The 21,030-nt window shown below is 70.3% G+C and carries 20 protein-coding genes; 16 read left to right on the top strand and 4 right to left on the bottom strand.

Annotation, left to right across the window (positions count from 1 at the left end; translation table 11 throughout):
- Positions 1–11: 11 nt before the first annotated feature.
- The gene (locus AB0A94_RS25995) at positions 12–938 is read right to left on the bottom strand and encodes a RecB family exonuclease (RefSeq protein WP_361748095.1); all 927 of its coding nucleotides are present in this window, start codon (positions 936–938) and stop codon (positions 12–14) included.
- A 325-nt stretch (positions 939–1,263) separates the two neighbouring features.
- Between AB0A94_RS25995 and AB0A94_RS26000 the strand changes: the two genes are divergently transcribed.
- From AB0A94_RS26000 to AB0A94_RS26010, 3 genes are all read left to right on the top strand, one after another.
- Positions 1,264–2,769: a site-2 protease family protein gene (locus AB0A94_RS26000; RefSeq protein ID WP_361748097.1), complete on the top strand. Its 1,506-nt coding sequence runs from the start codon at positions 1,264–1,266 to the stop codon at positions 2,767–2,769.
- Between the two features lie 59 nt (positions 2,770–2,828).
- The gene (locus AB0A94_RS26005; RefSeq protein ID WP_073933638.1) at positions 2,829–3,731 is read left to right on the top strand and encodes a tRNA (adenine-N1)-methyltransferase; all 903 of its coding nucleotides are present in this window, start codon (positions 2,829–2,831) and stop codon (positions 3,729–3,731) included.
- Between the two features lie 237 nt (positions 3,732–3,968).
- A complete protein-coding gene (locus AB0A94_RS26010; protein WP_361748101.1) occupies positions 3,969–4,547 on the top strand; it encodes a hypothetical protein in 579 nt (192 codons plus the stop codon).
- Between the two features lie 91 nt (positions 4,548–4,638).
- On the opposite strand, the gene AB0A94_RS26015 is transcribed toward AB0A94_RS26010, so the two are convergent.
- Complete coding sequence (locus AB0A94_RS26015; protein ID WP_217130299.1) at positions 4,639–4,944, bottom strand: ferredoxin; 306 nt, start codon at positions 4,942–4,944, stop codon at positions 4,639–4,641.
- A gap of 245 nt (positions 4,945–5,189) precedes the next feature.
- Between AB0A94_RS26015 and arc the strand changes: the two genes are divergently transcribed.
- The 6 genes from arc to prcA all read left to right on the top strand — a co-directional run bounded on the left by arc (position 5,190) and on the right by prcA (position 11,360).
- A complete protein-coding gene (gene arc / locus AB0A94_RS26020; protein WP_361748103.1) occupies positions 5,190–6,956 on the top strand; it encodes a proteasome ATPase in 1,767 nt (588 codons plus the stop codon).
- A gap of 231 nt (positions 6,957–7,187) precedes the next feature.
- Positions 7,188–8,699, top strand: coding sequence for a depupylase/deamidase Dop (dop, locus tag AB0A94_RS26025; RefSeq protein ID WP_361748105.1), 1,512 nt, complete (start codon positions 7,188–7,190; stop codon positions 8,697–8,699).
- A gap of 178 nt (positions 8,700–8,877) precedes the next feature.
- Positions 8,878–9,096, top strand: a complete 219-nt coding sequence (locus AB0A94_RS26030) for a ubiquitin-like protein Pup (protein ID WP_217130297.1) — start codon at positions 8,878–8,880, stop codon at positions 9,094–9,096.
- A gap of 126 nt (positions 9,097–9,222) precedes the next feature.
- Positions 9,223–9,735, top strand: coding sequence for an endonuclease VII domain-containing protein (locus AB0A94_RS26035; RefSeq protein ID WP_361748107.1), 513 nt, complete (start codon positions 9,223–9,225; stop codon positions 9,733–9,735).
- The gene (gene prcB / locus AB0A94_RS26040; protein ID WP_037872933.1) at positions 9,687–10,532 is read left to right on the top strand and encodes a proteasome subunit beta; all 846 of its coding nucleotides are present in this window, start codon (positions 9,687–9,689) and stop codon (positions 10,530–10,532) included. Before AB0A94_RS26035 ends, prcB begins: the two co-directional genes overlap by 49 nt.
- A 69-nt stretch (positions 10,533–10,601) precedes the next feature.
- Positions 10,602–11,360: a proteasome subunit alpha gene (gene prcA, locus AB0A94_RS26045; RefSeq protein WP_361748109.1), complete on the top strand. Its 759-nt coding sequence runs from the start codon at positions 10,602–10,604 to the stop codon at positions 11,358–11,360.
- 333 nt (positions 11,361–11,693) lie between these two features.
- On the opposite strand, the gene AB0A94_RS26050 is transcribed toward prcA, so the two are convergent.
- On the bottom strand, positions 11,694–12,227 hold the full coding sequence (locus AB0A94_RS26050; protein ID WP_361748111.1) for an AAA family ATPase: 534 nt from the start codon (positions 12,225–12,227) through the stop codon (positions 11,694–11,696).
- An 81-nt stretch (positions 12,228–12,308) separates the two neighbouring features.
- Between AB0A94_RS26050 and AB0A94_RS26055 the strand changes: the two genes are divergently transcribed.
- Positions 12,309–13,442, top strand: a complete 1,134-nt coding sequence (locus AB0A94_RS26055; RefSeq protein WP_361748113.1) for an IS630 family transposase — start codon at positions 12,309–12,311, stop codon at positions 13,440–13,442.
- Between the two features lie 177 nt (positions 13,443–13,619).
- Here the strand turns inward: AB0A94_RS26055 and AB0A94_RS26060 are convergent, their stop codons facing one another.
- Entirely contained in the window at positions 13,620–14,636 is a 1,017-nt protein-coding gene (locus AB0A94_RS26060) for a LacI family DNA-binding transcriptional regulator (RefSeq protein WP_361748115.1), read from the bottom strand.
- A 94-nt stretch (positions 14,637–14,730) separates the two neighbouring features.
- On the opposite strand from AB0A94_RS26060, the gene AB0A94_RS26065 reads away from it, so the two are divergent.
- From AB0A94_RS26065 to AB0A94_RS26090, 6 genes are all read left to right on the top strand, one after another.
- The gene (locus tag AB0A94_RS26065) at positions 14,731–15,990 is read left to right on the top strand and encodes an MFS transporter (RefSeq protein ID WP_361748117.1); all 1,260 of its coding nucleotides are present in this window, start codon (positions 14,731–14,733) and stop codon (positions 15,988–15,990) included.
- A 9-nt stretch (positions 15,991–15,999) separates the two neighbouring features.
- Positions 16,000–17,361, top strand: a complete 1,362-nt coding sequence (gene pafA, locus AB0A94_RS26070; RefSeq protein ID WP_142196373.1) for a Pup--protein ligase — start codon at positions 16,000–16,002, stop codon at positions 17,359–17,361.
- A gap of 137 nt (positions 17,362–17,498) precedes the next feature.
- On the top strand, positions 17,499–18,500 hold the full coding sequence (locus tag AB0A94_RS26075) for an FKBP-type peptidyl-prolyl cis-trans isomerase (RefSeq protein ID WP_361748119.1): 1,002 nt from the start codon (positions 17,499–17,501) through the stop codon (positions 18,498–18,500).
- Between the two features lie 61 nt (positions 18,501–18,561).
- On the top strand, positions 18,562–18,933 hold the full coding sequence (locus tag AB0A94_RS26080; RefSeq protein ID WP_030835713.1) for an FKBP-type peptidyl-prolyl cis-trans isomerase: 372 nt from the start codon (positions 18,562–18,564) through the stop codon (positions 18,931–18,933).
- Between the two features lie 123 nt (positions 18,934–19,056).
- Positions 19,057–20,010, top strand: coding sequence for a WYL domain-containing protein (locus AB0A94_RS26085; RefSeq protein WP_361748121.1), 954 nt, complete (start codon positions 19,057–19,059; stop codon positions 20,008–20,010).
- 18 nt (positions 20,011–20,028) lie between these two features.
- On the top strand, positions 20,029–21,024 hold the full coding sequence (locus tag AB0A94_RS26090; RefSeq protein ID WP_361748123.1) for a WYL domain-containing protein: 996 nt from the start codon (positions 20,029–20,031) through the stop codon (positions 21,022–21,024).
- Positions 21,025–21,030 lie beyond the last annotated feature (6 nt).

The raw sequence follows: 21,030 nt of genomic DNA on the forward strand, positions 1-21,030 counted from the left end.
AGTCTCCTTCGCTAGTCCGGCCCCATTCTGCCCTGTTGGGCCCCGCCGGACTCGGGCGCCCTCACCGGGAGGGGGTACGGCGGGGGAGTGCCGCCGAACTCCGGGCAGTGCGCCTGGTGGTCGCACCAGCCGCACAGCTTCGTGGGACGCGGACGCCAGACACCCGTCTCGGTCGCCAGCCGGATCGCGTCCCACAGTGCGAGCAGCTTGCGCTCCACCCGCTCCAGGTCCGCGAGCACGGGGTCGTAGGTCAGCACGTCACCACTGCCGAGGTACACCAGCTGGAGCCGGCGCGGGATCACCTTCTTCAGCCGCCACACCACCAGGGCGTAGAACTTCATCTGGAACAGCGCGCCCTCGGCGTACTCCGGCCGGGGCGCCTTGCCCGTCTTGTAGTCGACGATCCGCACCTCGCCGGTGGGCGCGACGTCCACCCGGTCGATGATGCCGCGCAGTCTCAGCCCGGAGTCCAGCTCCGCCTCGACGAACAGCTCCCGCTCGGCGGGCTCCAGCCGACTCGGATCCTCCAGCGAGAACCACCGCTCGACCAGCTGCTCCGCCTCCGCCAGCCAGCGCGCCAGCCGCTCGCCCTCAGGATCGTCGGCGAACAGCTCCATGACCTCCGGCCGGGTCTCGCGCAGCCGCTCCCACTGACCCGGGACCAGCGACTTCGCCCGGGGCGCGGTGCGGTCGGCGGCCGGGTCGTCGAAGAGGCGCTCCAGCACCGCGTGCACCAGCGTGCCCCTGGTCGCCGCCTCGCTCGGCTTCTCCGGCAGCCGGTCGATGACCCGGAACCGGTACAGCAGCGGGCACTGCATGAAGTCACTCGCACGGGAAGGGGACAGCGAGGCGGGCGGTATGGCGGCCGTGTCCGCTCGTACGCCCACGGTGACCGGGCTGCCGCCGGTCCGCTCCTCGCCCTCGGTGCTCGTCTCCATGCCACAGACCTTACGGCCCGCCACTGACAGAGCGTGCGCGCCGACGGAGCGGAAGGGGCGGGGCGGCCGTCCGCGGTGGCCGGCGCTCCCGCGCCCCCTCCAGCGGGCCGATCGCGCGCCGGTCCGAGGACGGATGCCTCCGGCGCGGCCCCGGACCGCCCGTCGGCCGCAGGCGCCGCGCGTGACGGTGGGGAAGGGAGGGGAACGGGGAAGGAGGGGGAGAGACAGGGTGCCGGGGCGGAACGCGCGGCGCAGGCCGCATACCATCGACACGAGACCCTCCCGTCCGGCAGGCGCGGGAGACGCAGCGAACGAGGGGACACCGGTGGACGTAAGCGGCGGGCGCGGACAGCCGCGACCCGGCAACGACGAGTCGCCCGACCACACGGGCCCTCAGCCCTCGGCCACCCCCGAGCCCGGCCACCCCGCCGACGGCCCCGCGGACGAGCCCGCCGCCGGCCGGTCCGACGGCGCCCCCGCACACCCGCGGCCCCCGGCCACCGGCGCGGGGCACCCCTCCGCCGCCCCCCGGACTCCGGACAGCGGACCCGGCGAGCCTCCCGCGTCCGCGGGCGGGCCCGGTGACGAGCGGAGCACCCCGCGGGCCGACGGCACCGGCGAGGGACGCCCGCTCGCGCACTCCGGTGCCGGGCAGGCGCCCCCGCACCGGCCGCAGGAGAAGCAGCGGGGCGGGCTGCTGATGGGGCGCCCGTTCGGCGTGCCCGTGTACGTGGCGCCCAGCTGGTTCCTCGTCGCCATCCTCATCACCTGGGTGTTCGGCGGACAGATCGACCGCGTGCTGCCCGAGCTCGGTGCCGTCAGCTACCTCGTCTCCCTGTTCTTCGCAGTCGCCTTCTACGCCTCCGTACTGGTCCACGAGCTCGCCCACACCCTCGCCGCGCTCCGCTTCAAGCTCCCGGTGCGCCGCATCCAGCTCCAGTTCTTCGGCGGCGTCTCCGAGATCGAGAAGGAGGCCGAGACCCCCGGGCGCGAGTTCGTGCTGGCCTTCGTCGGCCCGCTGCTCTCCCTCGTGCTGTCCGGCCTCTTCTACCTCGCGCTGCTGGCCGTCGACCCCAGCAGCGTCCCCGGCGTCCTGCTGGCCGGCCTGATGATCTCCAACCTCATCGTGGCCGTCTTCAACCTCCTGCCCGGCCTCCCCCTGGACGGCGGCCGCATGCTCCGCGCCGTCGTCTGGGCGATCAGCGGCAAACCCATGACCGGCACCATCGCCGCCGCCTGGGTCGGCCGCGCCCTCGCCGTCGCCGTCCTGATCGGCCTCCCGCTGCTCACCCAGTCCGGCGCCCTCGGCTCCGACGCCGTGGACAACGTGGGCATGGACACCGTCCTGGACGCCCTGCTCGCCGCCATCCTCGCCGCGATCATCTGGACCGGCGCCGGCAACAGCCTGCGCATGGCCCGGCTGCGCGAACACCTCCCCGAGCTGCGCGCCCGCACCCTCACCCGCCGCGCGGTGCCCGTCGAGACCGACACCCCCCTCTCCGAGGCCCTGCGCCGGGCCAACGCCGCCGGCGCCCGCGCCCTGGTCGTCGTCGACCCCGACGGCGCCCCCCTCTCCCTGGTCCGCGAGGCCGCCATCGTCGGCGTACCCGAGCACCGCCGCCCCTGGGTACCCGTCGGCGGACTCGCCCAGGACCTCACCGACGGCATGCACGTCTCCGCCGAGCTCGCCGGAGAGGACCTCCTGGACGCCCTGCGCGCCACCCCGGCCACCGAGTACCTGGTGGTCGAGGACACCGGCGAGATCTACGGCGTCCTGTCCGCGGCCGACGTCGAGCGCGCCTTCGTGAAGGCGATGGCGCGGCCCAGCTGAACCTCCCGCCCGCACCGGCCGTGGTCGGCACCCCCTCCCGGGACGGGTAGGCTGTTCACATGTCCGAACCGACCGGTGCCGCCCGCAGGCGCGGGCCCTTCAAGGTCGGGGACCAGGTTCAGCTGACCGACCCCAAGGGCCGCCACTACACGTTCACGCTCGAGGCCGGGAAGAACTTCCACACCCACAAGGGTTCCTTCCCCCACGACGAACTGATCGGCGCTCCCGAGGGCAGCGTTGTCCGCACCACCGGGAACGTCGCCTACCTCGCGCTGCGCCCCCTGCTCCCCGACTACGTCCTGTCCATGCCCCGCGGGGCAGCCGTCGTCTACCCCAAGGACGCGGGGCAGATCCTCGCCTTCGCCGACATCTTCCCCGGCGCGCGCGTCGTCGAAGCCGGCGTCGGCTCCGGCTCGCTCAGCAGCTTCCTGCTGCGCGCCATCGGCGACCAGGGCATGCTGCACTCCTACGAGCGCCGCGAGGACTTCGCCGACATCGCCCGGCAGAACGTCGAGCGCTACTTCGGCGGCCCGCACCCCGCCTGGCAGCTCACCGTCGGCGACCTCCAGGACAACCTGTCCGACACCGACGTCGACCGCGTCATCCTCGACATGCTCGCCCCCTGGGAGTGCCTGGAGGCCGTCTCCAAGGCGCTCGTCCCCGGCGGCATCCTGTGCTGCTACGTGGCCACCACCACCCAGCTCGCCCGGACCGTCGAGTCCATCCGCGAGATCGGCTGCTTCAACGAGCCGACCTCCTGGGAGACGATGATCCGCAACTGGCACATCGAGGGCCTCGCCGTCCGTCCGGACCACCGGATGATCGGCCACACCGGCTTCCTCCTCACCGCCCGCCGCCTCGCCGACGGCGTCGAGCCGCCCATGCGCCGCCGCCGCCCCGCCAAGGGTGCCTACGGCGAGGACTACGCCGGCCCCAACGCCGACGGAGGCGCCGCCCGCTGACGCGGACCGCCACCCCCACAACGGACGGGCGCCGTGGCGCAGTTCCCGGTGACGGCCGGGAACTGCGCCACGGCGCCCTCACGTTCACCCGAAGCCCCGACCGACGGCACGGAGAGCGGAACCCTTCCCCGTTCCCCCGCACCGGAACCGCACACCCCCGCCGTTCCCTCCCCACTGTGACGTGTGGCACGATGCTGGCCACCCCCACCGGCACAGCCCTCACAGGAGACACTCCTAGTGCAGCCTTCCGCCGTCCCGGAGCTCGCCCACACGCACACCCGGCCCATCCACTGGGTCGCCACCGCCACGGCCGTCGCCGGTGTCGTGGCCCTCTCCTCGGTCGTGGGGCCCGACGCCGCCACCGCGGTCCCGACGCCCGGACCGCAGACGAGGAGCGCCCCGGCGGACACCGCCCCGCCCGACCCCGCGGCCGCCGAGTTCCCCCTCGACTGCGGCCGGGTGGGGCTCGTGGTGAAGAAGAAGGCGTCCGGCGACCTCGACGGCGACGGCCGCCCGGAGACCGTGGCCGTGGTCCACTGCGACTCCCCGATGGGTACCCCGCCCGACGGCGTGTACGTCCTCACCCGGGCCGCGGACGGCACCGAACCGCGCGTGGTCGCCACCCTCGTCGACCCCGAGGACCGCACCAACGTCGGCGACTTCGCCGTACGTGACGGCGAGGTCACCGCCGGGCTCTTCGGCTACTCCTCCGCCGACGTGCCCAGTTGCTGCCCCGATGTGCGCGAGAGCGTGAAGTGGCGGTGGGAGAACGGCACGTTCGTGCGGTCCGCCCCGTCCGGCGCCAGGAGCGTGTGACCCGTGCGCGGGCGTGCCGCGGGGCGCGCCCCGGGACACGTGCCCCAGAGTGTGAGAAATCAGACAGACGTGACGCGTCGTGTCAAATCGATCACTCGGCGTCCGGACCGTACACCTCGACGCTGTCCGAAACCCGACGGACGTGGATGCACTCGCCCGGACACTCCTTCGCCGAGTCGACCACGTCCGTGAGGAGCGGCAGCGGCACGGGCGTTGCCGCCCCCTTGTCCTGCAGCAACTCGTCCTGCGGGCTCTTCACGTAGGCCAGACCGTCGATGTCCAGCTCGAACACCTCGGGCGCGTACTGGGCGCAGATGCCGTCGCCGGTACACAGATCCTGGTCGATCCAGACCTCCAGGGCCTCGCCGTCGACTCCGGCCTCCTGCTGCACGCTCATCTCTCCTGCCGTTTCCTGCGTCGGGCCCGACGGGAATCCGGCCAGCTCCGACGGGTGTTGAACACTTCGACCCTACCTTCGCCTGGGTTCCGATCGTCTTCGGTGGGTATTCCCCTGGCGTGAGGGAGAGCGCAAGGGTGAAGATCGGACACACCCCGACCGTCTTTGTGATCTAGGGGTTTCAATCGACACCCGCCCAGGTAGGGTCTGGAAGCGTCCAGCTCCCCTTGGAGGAGGTGAGGACCGTGGCAGCCCACGACGACGACATGAACCGCGGCATCCGCCCAGGACGCGGGTCCGACGACCCGGCCGGGCAGATTGCCTACCTTGAGCAGGAGATCGCCGTCCTGCGACGCAAGCTCGCCGACTCTCCGCGACACACGAGGATTCTCGAAGAGCGGATCGTCGAGCTGCAGACCAACCTGGCCGGCGTGTCCGCCCAGAACGAACGACTCGCCGGCACGCTCCGTGAGGCCCGCGACCAGATCGTGGCCCTCAAGGAGGAGGTCGACCGGCTCGCACAGCCCCCGGCCGGCTTCGGGGTCTTCCTCACGGCGAACGAGGACGGCACGGCCGACATCTTCACCGGCGGCCGCAAACTGCGGGTGAACGTCAGCCCCAGCGTGGAGCTCGACGAGCTCCGGCGCGGCCAGGAAGTGATGCTCAACGAAGCGCTCAACGTGGTCGAGGCCATGGAGTTCGAGCGCGTCGGCGACATCGTCACCCTCAAGGAGATCCTCGAGGACGGCGAGCGGGCCCTGGTGCTCGGGCACACCGACGAGGAGCGGGTGGTGCGGCTCGCCGAGCCGCTGCTGGACGTCACCATCCGCCCCGGCGACGCCCTGCTCATGGAGCCCCGCTCCGGATACGTCTACGAGGTCGTCCCCAAGAGCGAGGTCGAGGAACTCGTCCTCGAGGAAGTCCCCGACATCGGCTACGAGCAGATCGGCGGCCTCGGCGGCCAGATCGAGGCCATCCGCGACGCGGTCGAGCTGCCGTACCTCTACCCGGACCTGTTCAAGGAGCACGAACTGCGGCCGCCGAAGGGCGTGCTGCTCTACGGGCCCCCCGGATGCGGCAAGACGCTCATCGCCAAGGCCGTCGCCAACTCGCTGGCCAAGAAGGTCGCCGAGGTCACCGGCCAGGCCGCCGGCAAGAGCTTCTTCCTCAACATCAAGGGCCCCGAGCTGCTGAACAAGTACGTCGGCGAGACCGAGCGGCAGATCCGCCTGGTCTTCCAGCGGGCCCGGGAGAAGGCCAGCGAGGGCACCCCCGTCATCGTCTTCTTCGACGAGATGGAATCCCTCTTCCGCACCCGCGGCTCCGGCGTCAGCTCGGACGTGGAGAACACCATCGTCCCGCAGCTGCTCGCCGAGATCGACGGCGTGGAAGGCCTGCAGAACGTGGTCGTGATCGGCGCCTCCAACCGCGAGGACATGATCGACCCCGCCATCCTGCGGCCCGGCCGACTGGACGTGAAGATCAAGATCGAGCGTCCGGACGCCGAGGCGGCCCAGGACATCTTCGGCAAGTACCTCACCGAGCGCCTCCCGCTGCACGGCGACGACCTCACCGAGCACGGCGGCGACAAGGCCCTGACGGTCCAGAGCATGATCCAGACCGCCGTGGAACAGATGTACGCCGAATCCGAGGAAAACCGCTTCCTGGAAGTCACCTACGCCAACGGCGACAAGGAAGTCCTCTACTTCAAGGACTTCAATTCCGGCGCCATGATCGAGAACATCGTGGGCCGCGCCAAGAAGATGGCGATCAAGGACTTCCTGGAAAAGAACCAGAAGGGCCTCCGCGTCTCCCACCTGCTCCAGGCCTGCGTGGACGAGTTCAAGGAGAACGAGGACCTGCCCAACACCACCAACCCCGACGACTGGGCCCGAATCTCCGGAAAGAAGGGCGAGCGGATCGTGTACATCCGTACCCTCATCACCGGAAAGCAGGGCTCGGACACCGGACGCTCCATCGACACGGTGGCGAACACCGGTCAGTACCTGTAAAAGCCAGGGCGGCTGCGGGTGCCCTCGACGGGTACCCGCAGCCGACTGCTTTTCGGGCCACGGCTGGAGCACAGCAATGACGCAAATGATCTCCCCACCAGCGCAAAGGCGTTCTAGGCTCTTCCGTACCGCCAAGTCGCGCAGTGCGGGGACGGGCACCGCACACGCACCGGAGCGCCGGCGGTACAGCAGCGCCCCCGACCGGGGACGCCGCCGGGCAAGGAGGGCCGCATGACCGTACGGCGAGTAATGGGCATCGAGACGGAGTACGGCATCTCCGTCCCCGGCCACCCCAACGCCAATGCCATGCTCACCTCGTCCCAGATCGTGAACGCCTACGCGGCGGCGATGCACCGGGCCCGCCGGGCCCGCTGGGACTTCGAGGAGGAGAACCCGCTGCGGGACGCCCGAGGCTTCGACCTCGCCCGCGAGGCCGCCGACGCCAGCCAGCTCACCGACGAGGACATCGGCCTGGCCAACGTCATCCTCACCAACGGCGCACGGCTCTACGTGGACCACGCCCACCCGGAATACAGCGCCCCCGAGGTCACCAACCCCCGCGACGCCGTCCTCTGGGACAAGGCCGGCGAGCGGATCATGGCCGAGGCGGCGGAACGCGCCGGCCAGCTGCCCGGCGCCCAGCCGATCCACCTGTACAAGAACAACACCGACAACAAGGGCGCCTCCTACGGCACGCACGAGAACTACCTGATGAAGCGGGAGACCCCCTTCTCGGACATCGTGCGCCACCTGACGCCGTTCTTCGTCACCCGCCAGGTCTTCACCGGCGCCGGCCGCGTCGGCATCGGCCAGGACGGCCACGAGCACGGCTTCCAGCTCAGCCAGCGCGCGGACTACTTCGAGGTCGAGGTGGGCCTGGAGACCACGCTGAAGCGCCCGATCATCAACACCCGGGACGAACCGCACGCCGACGCCGAGAAGTACCGGCGGCTGCACGTGATCATCGGCGACGCGAACCTGTCCGAGATCTCGACGTACCTGAAGCTGGGCACGACGGCACTGGTCCTGTCGATGATCGAGGACGGGTTCATCGCGGTGGACCTGGCCGTGGACCAGCCGGTGCGGACGCTGCACCAGGTCTCGCACGATCCGTCCCTGAAGCGGCTGGTCACGCTTCGCAGCGGACGGACCCTGACCGCGGTGCAGCTCCAGATGGAGTACTACGAGCTGGCTCGCAAGTACGTGGAGGAACGCTTCGGGGCCGATGCCGACGCACAGACCAAGGACGTGCTGGCCCGCTGGGAGGACACGCTCACGCGGCTGGAGAACGACCCGATGAGCCTGGCCGGCGAGCTGGACTGGGTCGCCAAGAGGGAGCTCATGGAGGGCTACCGGCGCAGGGACGGCCTGGACTGGGACGCCGCCCGGCTGCACCTGGTGGACCTGCAGTACGCCGACGTGCGCCCCGAGAAGGGCCTCTACAACCGCCTGGTGGCCCGGGGACGGATGAAGCGGCTGCTGAGTGAGGGAGAGGTCGAGCGGGCCCGTACGAAGCCTCCGGAGGACACCCGCGCGTACTTCCGCGGGCGCTGTCTGGAGCAGTACGCGGACGACGTCGCGGCGGCCTCCTGGGACTCGGTGATCTTCGATCTGCCGGGCCGGGACTCGCTCCAGCGGGTCCCAACCCTGGAACCGCTTCGCGGAACGCGTAATCACGTCAAGGAGCTCCTGGACCGCTGCCGTACGGCAGAAGACCTGGTCAGGGTGTTGTCGGGGAGCTGAGCGGGTACCGGGGTACCCCGGGAAAGGCCGGCCGGACAGGATGGAAAACGCCGGGTCCGGGAATCATCGAGATGGTCCCCGTACGTTGGAGCAACTGCGGGGGCGTTGTCGGACCCGGCGAGTAGGGTCTGATCTTGACCGAGCAAGTGTGTCGGGCGAACCGAGCGGGGTGAGGGTGATGGCGACCAAGGACACCGGCGGCGGACAGCAGAAGGCCACCCGGTCCACGGAGGAGGTCGAGGAGCAGGCGGCGGAGGCGCAGGCTTCGGAGGACCTCAAGGAGCGTCAGGAAAAGCTGAGCGAGGACGTGGACGACGTCCTGGACGAGATCGACGATGTCCTCGAGGCTAACGCCGAGGACTTCGTGAGGTCCTTCGTTCAGAAGGGCGGCCAGTAGGTCGCTTTTACCTTCGAATAGAAGGTGGAGTCGGGGGATTTCTGAGTGAACCAAGAGTCGGACGTGAGGCGCTGTTCGCGCTGTGAGCAGTGCCTGCCACGTGCGGCGTTCGCAAGCAACAAGGCGATGCCCGATGGTCTCCAGGCGTACTGCCGGGAATGCTCCGCCGAGTACTACCGTCTGCGCCAGGAGGCCAAGGGGAAGAAGGGCCGGGAGAAGGTGCCGGTCCCGCCGGGGCACAAGCGCTGTCCGCGGTGCGGAGACGTGAAGGCGCACTCCGAGTGGGAGCGCAACAGATCCTCTTCGGACGGCTGGGCGAGCTACTGCCGAACACGCCGGGCGGAACGGAACCGGATCAGTTACTTCGAGCGCAAGCACGGGCTGACGCCGGCGGACTTGGACGTGTTGGTCGCGGAGCAGCAAGGCATCTGCTGTATATGCCTTGCTGCTCCGGCTGAACATGTGGATCACTGCCACGAGACGGGTAGGGTCCGTGGCGTACTGTGCTTCAGCTGCAACGCGGCGCTGGGGCAGTTCAAGGATCGGCCCGATGCCATAAGGCGGGCTGCCGCATACGTGGAAGGAATCGCGTGGAAGCCAACACTCGTAGCACCGGGCGTCTACCAGCTGCCTTCCTGACGCCGGGATCCTCCTCCTTCATGGACTTCCTCTCCGAGCACCAGCCGGAACTGCTGCCGGGCAAGAGGTCGTTGCCGCCCGTGAAGGGTGTGATCGAGGCGCCGCACGGGACGACGATCGTGGCCGTGACGTTCCCGGGCGGGGTCGTGCTCGCCGGTGACCGTCGGGCCACCATGGGGAACGTCATCGCGCAGCGGGACATCGAGAAGGTGTTCCCGGCCGACGAGTACTCGGCGGTGGGCATCGCCGGTACGGCGGGTCTCGCCGTGGAGATGGTGAAGCTGTTCCAGCTGGAGCTGGAGCACTTCGAGAAGGTCGAGGGCGCGCAGCTGTCGCTGGAGGGCAAGGCGAACCGGCTGTCGACGATGATCCGGTCGAATCTGGGCATGGCGATGCAGGGGCTGGCCGTGGTTCCGCTGTTCGCCGGGTACGACGTGGACCGGGAGAAGGGGCGGATCTTCTCCTACGACGTCACGGGCGGGCGTTCGGAGGAGCAGGGGTACGCCGCGACCGGTTCCGGGTCGATCTTCGCGCGCGGTGCGATGAAGAAGCTGTTCCGGGACGACCTGAGTGAGGCCGAGGCCACCACGCTGGTGGTGCAGGCGCTGTACGACGCGGCAGACGACGACTCGGCGACCGGTGGTCCCGATGTCGCCCGCCGGATCTACCCGATCGTCACCGTGATCACCGAGGACGGTTTCCGCCGGCTCACCGAGGACGAGGCGTCCGGCATCGCCCGGTCGGTGCTGGAGCGGCGGCTGGAGCAGCCGGACGGTCCGCGGGCCTCGCTGCTGTAGGCCGCGCGGGCAGGTTGTTCGGTTGTTTCAGGTGGTCCAGTGACTTCGACAGAAAGGGACGGATAACCGGTGTCGACGCCGTTCTATGTCTCACCCCAGCAGGCGATGGCGGACCGGGCGGAGTACGCCCGGAAGGGCATCGCCCGTGGTCGCAGCCTTGTGGTGCTGCAGTATGCCGACGGGATCGTGTTCGTCGGTGAGAACCCGTCCCGTGCGCTGCACAAGTTCAGCGAGATCTATGACCGGATCGGGTTCGCCGCGGCCGGCAAGTACAACGAGTACGAGAATCTGCGGATCGGGGGCGTGCGGTACGCCGATCTGCGGGGTTACACCTACGACCGGGACGATGTGACGGCCCGGGGCCTGGCGAACGTGTACGCGCAGACGCTGGGGACGATCTTCTCGAGCGTGGGGGAGAAGCCGTACGAGGTGGAGCTGGTGGTGGCCGAGGTCGGGGAGACCGCGGAAGGCGACCAGATCTACCGGTTGCCGCACGACGGGTCCATCGTGGATGAGCACGGCTCGGTGGCGGTGGGGGGTAACGCGGAGCAGATCAGCGGGTACCTGGATCAGCGGCACCGGGACGGGATGACGCTGGCGGAGGCGCTGAAGCTGGCGGTGCAGGCGTTGTCGCGGGACACCAACGGCAGTGAGCGGGAGATTCCGGCGGAGCGGCTGGAGGTGGCGGTGCTGGACCGTACGCGGCCGCAGAAGCGGAAGTTCAAGCGGATCGGGGGGCGTCAGTTGTCCCGTCTGCTGGAGGCGGGCGGTGCGGAGACGGCCTCCGAGGCGGAGGCCGAGACGGACTCCGGCGGAGACGTCGAGTAGTGGGGGTACGGGTCTGACGCCTGCGGCGCAGCGTTCGCTCCGGTGGGGCGGGCGCAGCGCCTGCGGTCGGTGGGTGGGTCGGGGCCGCGTCGGGGGTGTCCGTCCTCGGACCGGCGCGATCGAGTTCCTCGGTGAGGCCGGGGGCGCGGACGCGCCGGCCACTGCGGGCGGCCACCCACGCCCCGTCCCCTCCGCGCCGAGAGCGGCTACCCGCCGCCGTTCCCGCGGGGATGGCCGCATGCCGCCCCGGCCCTAGTGCCGCATCAGGCAACGTTCGCCCTGTGGCGGTTGCACTCGCTCTGCCTTGCGGCAGGGTGTGCGGTTGCGGCCTTCTCAGGGGGCGGCCTGTGGGGGCTGTGCCGCTATGACCACATACTCCTGGGCCTTCGCCACGTTCGAGGGCAGGTCCGCGATCGAATCGAGCACCAGCCGGTGATCGGTCCAGGGGGCGTACTCAGCCCGTCGCTTCTGCACTGCTTGCCAGGTCGGCTCCTCGAAGCCCACGATGCCGCGGGATCGGCGCTCCAATCGCTGCCGATGCAGCCGCGAGTCCGAGCACACCACCTCGATGAACGCCACTGGCACCCGGTGGCGGGCGGCCAGCGTCCGCCACTGTTGGCGAGCCGCCTCCACCGCGTTGACCGCGTCGATGATCGCGCTTTGACCCAGCGCCAGCAAACCGTCGGCCACTGCCTCGGCCACGAGGTAGGCCGCCAGCCCCGTTGGCTGACCGCGGTCCACCCCAGCACGCCACATCGCCGCCTCGACAGGGTCGACCGGCACCACCGCAGCAGGCAGCGCCCGTCCCAGTCCCTCGGCAACCGAGCTCTTTCCCGCTGCGGGCAGACCGGCCATCACGATCAGCATGACGGCACTGTCGCATACCCGGCTGTTGGCGTCCGGCCGGGTGTCGACCTGCTCAGGCCCCGGCGGTGAACACTGGCCGGTATGGCCGAACGGGTGCGGGTGCGAGAGATCGATGATGACGAAGGACGACGCCTGTTACGCATCATTCGCAGAGGCACCGGGTCGGTGGTGACCTGGCGAAGGGCCCAGATGGTGCTGCTGTCCGCGCAGGGCACGCCGGTGGCGAAGATAGCGGAGGTGACGTTCACCAGCGCGGACCGGGTCCGGGATGTGATCCACAACTTCAACGCAGACGGGTTCGATTCGCTCTATCCGAAGTACAAGGGCGGCCGGCCCAAGACCTTCAGCCTCCCCGAACGCCGCGAGATCAAGAAGATCGCCAAGTCCAAGCCGGCCGAGCATGGCCTGCCGTTCTCGACCTGGAGCCTGGCCAAGCTGGCCGACTTCCTGGTCGCCGAGGGGGTGGTCGACGACATCAGCCACGAGGGCCTGCGGGCCCTGCTCCGCGAGGAGGGCGTCTCGTTTCAACGCATAAAGACCTGGAAGACCTCCCGCGACCCCGACTACGCGACCAAGAAGGCCCGCGTCGAGCACCTCTACGCGATCGCTGACGGCGAGGTCATACCCGAGGACGGCGAGCCCCAAGTCGTCTTATGCCTCGACGAGTTTGGTCCGCTTAACCTCCAGCCCCACCCAGGCCGACAATGGGCCGAGCGCGGCGGGAAGCACAAGGATGCCGGTCGAGGGCCCCGGCCCCGACGCCGGGCGACCTACACACGACCACACGGGGTCCGCCACCTGTTCGCCGCCTACGACCTGGCCCGGGACAGGCTCTACGGCCACATCAAGCCGAAGAAGAACCGGATCAGATTCCTGGAGTTCTGCCGCTACCTGCGCAGCCTCTACCCGGCCGAGATCCGGATCGCGATCGTGCTCGACAACTTCTCCCCGCACCTGACCACGAAGAAAGACACCCGGGTCGGTGACTGGGCTGCAGCCAACAACGTCGAGTTCGCCTACACGCCGACCAACAGCTCCTGGCTCAACCGCATCGAGGCCCAGTTCACCGCCCTGCGCTACTTCGCACTGGACGGGACGGATCACGCCAGCCACAAGGAGCAGGGCAGCATGATCCGCCGCTACATCATCTGGCGGAACAAGCACGCCGCCGACGAACGCCTCCGCGAGGTCGTGAACAGGGCGAACGTTGCCTGATGCGGCACTAGCTCCCGCGGGCAGTCGTGCCGCTGGGGCGGCACGGGTGGGCGCGACGGCACCCCGCAAGCGCCGGGCTGCGCGACCCCCGGCCGACACCGACGCCGGGCGCCCCGTAAGCCGCCGGGCTGCGAGCCCACCCCCACTCGGCACCGACGCAGGGTGCTGCCGCAGCCGTCAGTGGGGTGCCGGGGCCGTGGACCCCCGTACCACCAGCTCGACCGGGATGTCGCCCGCGGCGGGGGCACGGCCCTCCAGGACCGCCAGCAACGCCTCCATCCCCCGCTCACCGAAAAGCTCCGCGTCCAACCGCACCGTGGTCAGCTCCGGGTCGATCGCGCTCGCGAGGGCCAGATCGTCCAGACCGGTGATGGACAGGTCCTCGGGAACACGCAGTCCCAGACGCCGCGCGGCCTTGTACGTGCCGGCTGCCAGGTGGTCGTCGTCGCAGACCACGGCGGTGGGGCGGTCCGGCGCGGTCCTGGAGAGCGCGGCCTGTGCCGAGGTCTCCGCACCCTTGATCGAGATCGGCGCCCGCGCCGTGCGCAACGACGTCCCCGGAACCTCCCGCAGCCGCGCCGCCAGCTCCCGCGCACGCACCTCGAAGGTCCAGGACGCCACATCCGCCGCCAGGTGGAGGAAGCGGCGGTGGCCCAGTGCCAGGAGGTGGTCGGTGACCTGGCGGACGCCGTCGGCGATGTCGAGGTTGACCGTGGCCGCGCCCACACTGCCCTCGGGGTCGCTGTCCAGCATCACCAGCGGCAGCGCCTCGCCGCGGATCGCGGTGAGGGCCTCCGCGGCCATGGAGGAGGCGATGACGCCGTCCAGGGCCGCCTGTGCGGACGCGAAGGGGTCGCGGGCGGGGCCGATGCCCTCGGGGGAGGGGTACAGGACCACGCCGAAGCCGTGCCGGGAGGCCACCCGGGCGGCCCCGGTGTAGACGCCGGCGAAGAACTCCGTGGTGAGGGCGGGGACGACCAGGAGGACCGTACGGGTGCGGCCCAGCCGGAGGTTGCGGGCGGCCAGGTTGGGGCGGTAGCCCAGGGTGCGCGCGGCCTCGCGTACGCGCTCCGCCGTGGCCTCGGACACCCGGCCGCGCCACTTGTCGCCGAGGACCAGGGAGACCGCGGCCTGCGAGACGCCGGCGGCCTGGGCGACGTCCCGGCTCGTGGGGCGGGTGCCGGCTCGGGGCATCGTCGGGCCGCTCCTTCGTCTGGACTGGTGAACAGCGGACATGGTACGTATGGAGCACCTAGTTATACGTAAAACTTCCAGTGAAGGGGCCCGCATGGCCACGGGATACCTGGAGATCCTCCGGGCGCGGCACGCCGCCCGGCTGCTCGTGGGCACGCTCGTGGGACGGCTGCCCAACGCGACCGCAGCCATCGCGATCGTGCTGTTCGTGCGCGCGGAGGGCGGTACGTACAGCCTGGCCGGTGCCCTGGCGGCGGTGTACGGCGTCGCCAACGCCGTGGGACAACCGGTCCTGGGGCGGCTGGTGGATCTGCGTGGGCAGCCGCGCGTGCAACTGCCGGCCGCCGTGCTGTCGGCGCTGGCGATGGCCGTGTTCGCCTTCGTGGGAATCGGGCAGTCGGCGGTGGCCTACGGCGCCGTCGCCGCCGCGGGACTCTTCACCCCGCCCCTGGAGGGCGGGCTGCGGGCGCTGTGGGCCTCCGTGCTGCCCGAGGAGGACCACGTCCACCGGGCGTACGCCATGGACGCCGTGGCCCAGGAGGTCATGTTCACCGTCGGACCGCTGCTGGTGACGGTGTGCGCCTCGTTGTGGTCGGCGCAGGCCGCGCTGCTCGTGCTGAACGTCATAGGGGTGCTGGGCGCCCTCTCCGTGGTCGTCTCGCCGCCCTCGCGTGCCTGGCGGTCGGCGCCGCGCGAGGCGCACTGGCTGGGCGCGCTGCGCTCGCCGGGGCTGCTCGCGCTGCTGGGTGCCTTCCTGGCCGTGGGGATGGCGCTGGGGTCGATCACCGTGGCGGCGGTGACGTACGCGGACGAGCACGGCGGTGCCCACGTGTACGGCTGGCTGATGGCGGGGATCGGGCTGGGTGCCCTGATCGGCGGTATGGCGTACGGCGCGCGGCAGTGGGCCGGTGAGCCCGCGCGGCGACTGCGGGTGTTGGTGGCCCTTCTGGCGGTGTGTTACCTGCCGTTGATGCTGATGCCGGGTGCGGTGGCCATGACGTTGCTCACCGTGGTCGCCGGGCTCTTCCTCGCTCCGGCCATCGCCTGCGCCTTCGTGCTGGTCGACCGGCACGCGCCGCGCGGCACGGTCACGGAGGCGTTCTCCTGGCTGGTGACCACCTTCACCGTCGGCGCGTCGGTCGGAACGGGCCTCACCGGTCCGGTGGTCGAGGCGGGCGGGGCGCTGTGGGGGTTCGCCGTGCCGGGTGTCGCGGGTGGCGTGTCCCTGCTGGTTTTGGTCGCCACAGGACGGGTACTGGCAGTTCCCGCCGGAAGAGCGGTGGTTGCGGCCCGTTCGGAAAATGATCCGAATCGTGCCGTCGAACCTCGTTTCAGCTCGGGGGATCGGGCGTAATGTTCCCTCATGGACCGCCGCATTTTCGGGCTGGAGAACGAGTACGGTGTCACGTGCACGTTCAGGGGACAGCGCCGCCTGTCGCCTGACGAGGTGGCGCGGTACCTCTTCCGCCGTGTCGTGTCATGGGGCCGAAGCAGCAATGTCTTTCTGCGGAACGGCGCCCGCCTCTATCTCGACGTGGGATCACATCCGGAATACGCAACGCCGGAATGTGACAACGTGACCGAACTGGTCACCCACGACAAGGCCGGCGAGCGCATTCTCGAGGGACTCCTGGTGGACGCAGAACGACGCCTGCACGAGGAGGGAATCGCGGGCGACGTCTACCTCTTCAAGAACAACACCGACTCCGCCGGCAACTCCTACGGCTGCCACGAGAATTATCTGGTGGCCCGGCACGGGGAGTTCTCGCGGCTCGCGGACATCCTGATCCCGTTCCTGGTCACGAGGCAGCTGCTCTGCGGCGCCGGCAAGGTGCTGCAGACGCCGCGCGGCGCCGTGTACTGCGTCAGCCAGCGGGCCGAGCACATCTGGGAGGGCGTCTCCTCGGCGACGACCCGCTCGAGGCCCATCATCAACACGCGCGACGAGCCGCACGCGGACGCCGAGCGCTACCGCCGGCTGCACGTCATCGTGGGCGACTCGAACATGTCCGAGACGACCATGCTGCTCAAGGTCGGTGCCACCGACCTGGTACTGCGCATGATCGAGGCGGGCACCGTGATGCGCGACCTCACGCTGGAGAACCCGATCCGGGCGATCCGCGAGGTCAGTCACGACATCACCGGGCGGCGCAAGGTGCGCCTGGCCAGCGGCCGGGAGGCCTCCGCGCTGGAGGTGCAGCGCGAGTACTACGAGAAGGCGCTGGACTTCTGCGAGCGCCGCGGCATCCGCACCGGCACCGTCGAACAGGTGCTGGAGCTGTGGGGCCGTACGCTGGACGCGATCGAGTCCGAGGACCTCGACCGCATCGGCACCGAGATCGACTGGGTCATGAAGTACAAGCTCCTCGAGCGGTACCGGGCCAAGCACAACATGACCATGTCGCACCCCCGGGTCGCGCAGATAGACCTCGCCTACCACGACATCCACCGTCGGCGGGGTCTGTACTACCTGCTGGAGAAGAAGGGACAAGCCGCCCGGATCTGCAACGATTTGAAGATCTTCGAGGGCAAATCCGTACCGCCGCAGACCACTCGGGCCCGGCTGCGGGGCGACTTCATCCGGCGCGCCCAGGAGCAGCGCCGCGACTTCACCGTCGACTGGGTGCACCTCAAGCTCAACGACCAGGCCCAGCGCACGGTGTTGTGCAAGGACCCGTTCCGCTCGGTGGACGAACGGGTGGAGAAGCTGATCGCCGGAATGTGAGAGACGCGTTCCGCCAGGGGACCGGAAATTCCCGGAACGTCACACGGGCGCCGTACGTTACACCGTGCGGCGCCCTTCTCACGCCGTAGAGTTGCGCGGACGCCATCCACAAGATCGATGATTACGAGGCCCCCACCGTGCGCCGACGCTCACTTCTCATTGCCGTTCCCGCTGGACTGGCCACCCTTGCCGCGTGCGGCGACGACAAGTCCGACTCGGGCAAGGCCAGCGACAGCGCCTCGCCCTCGGCGCCCCGGACGTCCGCGGCACCGCCGCCGAAGATCGTCGACGGACCGCTGCCGGCGATCACGGCGGGCACGAAGTTCGGGGAGAAGCCGACGGTGGCGAAGGGCAGCGGCGACCCCTCCGAGGACCTCGCGGTCAAGACGGTCGTCGCGGGCGGCGGCAAGGCGGTCGCGGAGAACGACTTCGTCGTGGCCCACTACCTGGGCCAGGTGTGGAGCACCGCGAAGGTGTTCGACAACTCCTACGACCGCAAGACCCCGCTGGCCATCCAGCTCGCCCAGGGCAGCATCATCGACGGCTGGCGGTACGCGCTGACCGGCAAGAAGACCGGCAGCCGTGTCCAGATGGCCGTCCCGCCCACCTGGGGGTACGGCGAGCAGGGCAATGAGCAGGCCGGGATCAAGGGCACCGACACGCTGGTGTTCGTGGTCGACATCCAGGACTCGTTCAACGCCAAGAGCTCCGCCAAGGGCACCGAGGTGGCGCAGGACGACAAGGACCTGCCCAAGGTCGGCACCAACACCGACGGCAAGGCCCCCTCCGTCGAGGTGCCCGACGCGGACGCTCCGAAGAAGCTCGTGTCGAGCTATGTCATCGAGGGCGACGGCGAGGAGGTCGGCGCCGAGAACAGCGTCCTGGTGCAGTACAAGGGGGTGCTGTGGGACGGCGGCAAGGAGTTCGACTCCACGTACGGCCGGGGGCAGCTGACGTCGTTCTCGCTGCAGCAGGTCGTCAAGGGCTGGGCGCAGGGGCTGACCGGGAAGAAGGTCGGCAGCCGGGTCCTCATCGTCATCCCGCCGGAGCTGGGCTACGGCGACACCCCGCCGGAGGGCAGCGGGATCGAGAAGGACTCCACGCTGGTCTTCTCGGTCGACATCCTCGCGAAGCTGTGACGCCGTGAGGATGTAAGACTGTGCGTGTTCGCCTTTCCGCAGACAAGCAGGAGCGTTAGACGTGAGCATCGACAAGCCCGAGATCGACTTCCCGGGCGGCGAGCCCCCGGCGGACCTCGAGATCAAGGACATCTGGGAGGGCGACGGCGAGGTGGCGCAGGCGGGCCAGACCGTCACCGTGCACTACGTCGGTGTCGCTTTCAGCACGGGTGAGGAGTTCGACGCCAGCTGGAACCGCGGCACCCCGTTCCGCTTCCCCCTGGGCGGCGGCAGGGTCATCAAGGGCTGGGACCAGGGCGTGCAGGGCATGAAGGTCGGCGGCCGCCGTCAGCTGACCATCCCCGCCCACCTCGCCTACGGCAACCAGAGCCCCACCCCGGCGATCAAGCCCGGTGAGACCCTGATCTTCGTGGTCGACCTGCTCGGCGTCTGATCCGACCGGAGTCGATCATCCGTGGCCCATGCCTGTCCGGGCATGGGCCCTCGGCTTTTACCGCGCCACCTCGGGGCGGTACGGTCATCGGTCGTAAGCACCATAGGGAGGCGAAGCGGGTCGATGGCCATTGCCAAGGCCGAGCGGCTGATGAACCTGGCGCTGTGTCTGCTCGGGACGCGCCGGCCGCTCAGCAAGCGCGAACTGCGCGAATCCATCGAGGCCTATCTCGAAGCGGGCTCGGACGACTCCTTCAACCGCATGTTCGAGCGCGACAAGGACGACCTGCGCGAACTCGGACTGGTCATCGAGACCGTGGAGAACCTCGACGGCGAGGTCGGCTATCTGGCCCGCCGTGACAGCAACCGGCTGCCGCCCATCACCCTCGACGCCGAGGAGGCCGCCGCCCTCGGGCTCGCCGCCAAGGTGTGGCAGCAGGCCCGGCTGGCCGGCGCGGCCAGCGGCGCCCTGCAGAAGCTGCGCGCGGCCGGCCTCCCCGAGGACGTCGACCCGTACGGTGCCCACGGTGCGCTGGAGCCGCGCATCCCGGTGCACGAGGCCGCGTTCGAGCCGCTGATGCTGGCCTGCCGCGACCGCCGGCCGGTCGTCTTCGACTACCGCAAGGCCAACGCCGCCCAGCCCGGACAGCGGCACGTCGAACCGTGGGCGCTGGAGTGCTGGCGCGGCCACTGGTACCTGGCCGGCTGGGACCGCGACCGGGGCGCCGAGCGGGTCTTCCGGCTCTCCCGGATCACCGGGAAGGTGCGCTCGCGCAGCGGCCGGTTCACCGTCCCGGTGCCGGACGTCGTCACCGTGCGGGAGACCGTGGCGAGCTGGGCGGGGGAGACCGCCGACCGCTCGGCGCGGATCCGGCTGCGCTCCGACGCCGGTTACCCCCTTCGGGCGAAGGCCACCTCGGTGCGGGAACTCGGCGACGGCTGGGACGAGTTGGAGATTCCGTACGGGCACGGCCTGGACGCCTGGCTGGTGGAGTTCGGGCCGGACGTGGTGGTCCTGGAGCCCGCCGAGCTGCGGGCCGACGTGATGGACCGGCTGCGTGCCGTGGCCAAGGGCTGAGGGGGAGCGGAGAAGGACATGGCAGGCAAACCGGTCAGGCCCGTGAACGCCATCGACCAGACCCGGCGGATGCTCTCCCTGGTGACGTATCTGCGGGAGCGCCCCGGCGCCCGGATCGAGGACGTGGCGCGCGCCTTCGGCGTCACCGAGGACGAGCTGGTCTCCGACCTCGACGTACTGCCCATGTGCGGCACCAGCTTCCGCGGCGGCGATCTGCTGGACATCGACACCGACGGCGAGCGCATCTGGTGGCACAACCCGGCCGCCCTCGGCGCGGAGGCGGCCGAGCCGCTGCGGCTCGCCGCCGACGAGGCCACCGCGCTGCTGGTCGCCGCCCGTGCCGTGGCCACCCTGCCGGGGCTGCGCGAGGGCGACCGGCAGGCGCTGCTGCGGGCCACCGCGAAGGTGGAGGCCGCGGCCGGCGAGGCGGCCGGCGCCAGCTCCCGGCTCTCGGTGACCTTCGAGTCCGAGGGCGGCGTCTTCGCGGACGTCGACCGGGCCATCGCCGAGCGCCGCAGACTGTGGATCCGCTACTACTCGCCCGCGCGCGACGAGGTCACCGAGCGGGAGATCGACCCCATCCGCCTGGTCAGCGTCGGGCACACGTACGTCGAGGCGTGGTGCCGGCGCTCCGAGGCGCGCCGCACCTTCCGGCTCGACCGGGTCGCCGAGATCAGGATCCTCGACGAGCCGTCCGCGCCGCCCGAGGTCGAGCTGCGGGACCTGTCGGAAGCGCTGGTGCAGCCCGCGGCCGAGGACCCCGAGGTCGTGGTCGAGGTCGGACCGGGCGGCCGCTGGGTCGCCGAGTACTACCCGCACGACAGCGCGGACGAGCTTCCCGACGGCGGGCTGCGCATCACCCTGCGCACGCCCGACCCGGCCTCGCTCAGACGGCTGGCCCTGCGGCTCGGCCGCGACGGCCGCATCGTCGAGCCGCGCGCGCTGGCCGACAGCGCCCGGCAGGCGGCCCGCGAGGCGCTCGCGGCGTACGACGGGGTCGAGGCGGCCGGATGAGCGGGG

It is taken from the genome of Streptomyces sp. NPDC044984, assembly GCF_040646935.1.
In the GTDB taxonomy this organism is placed as follows: Bacteria; Actinomycetota; Actinomycetes; order Streptomycetales; family Streptomycetaceae; genus Streptomyces.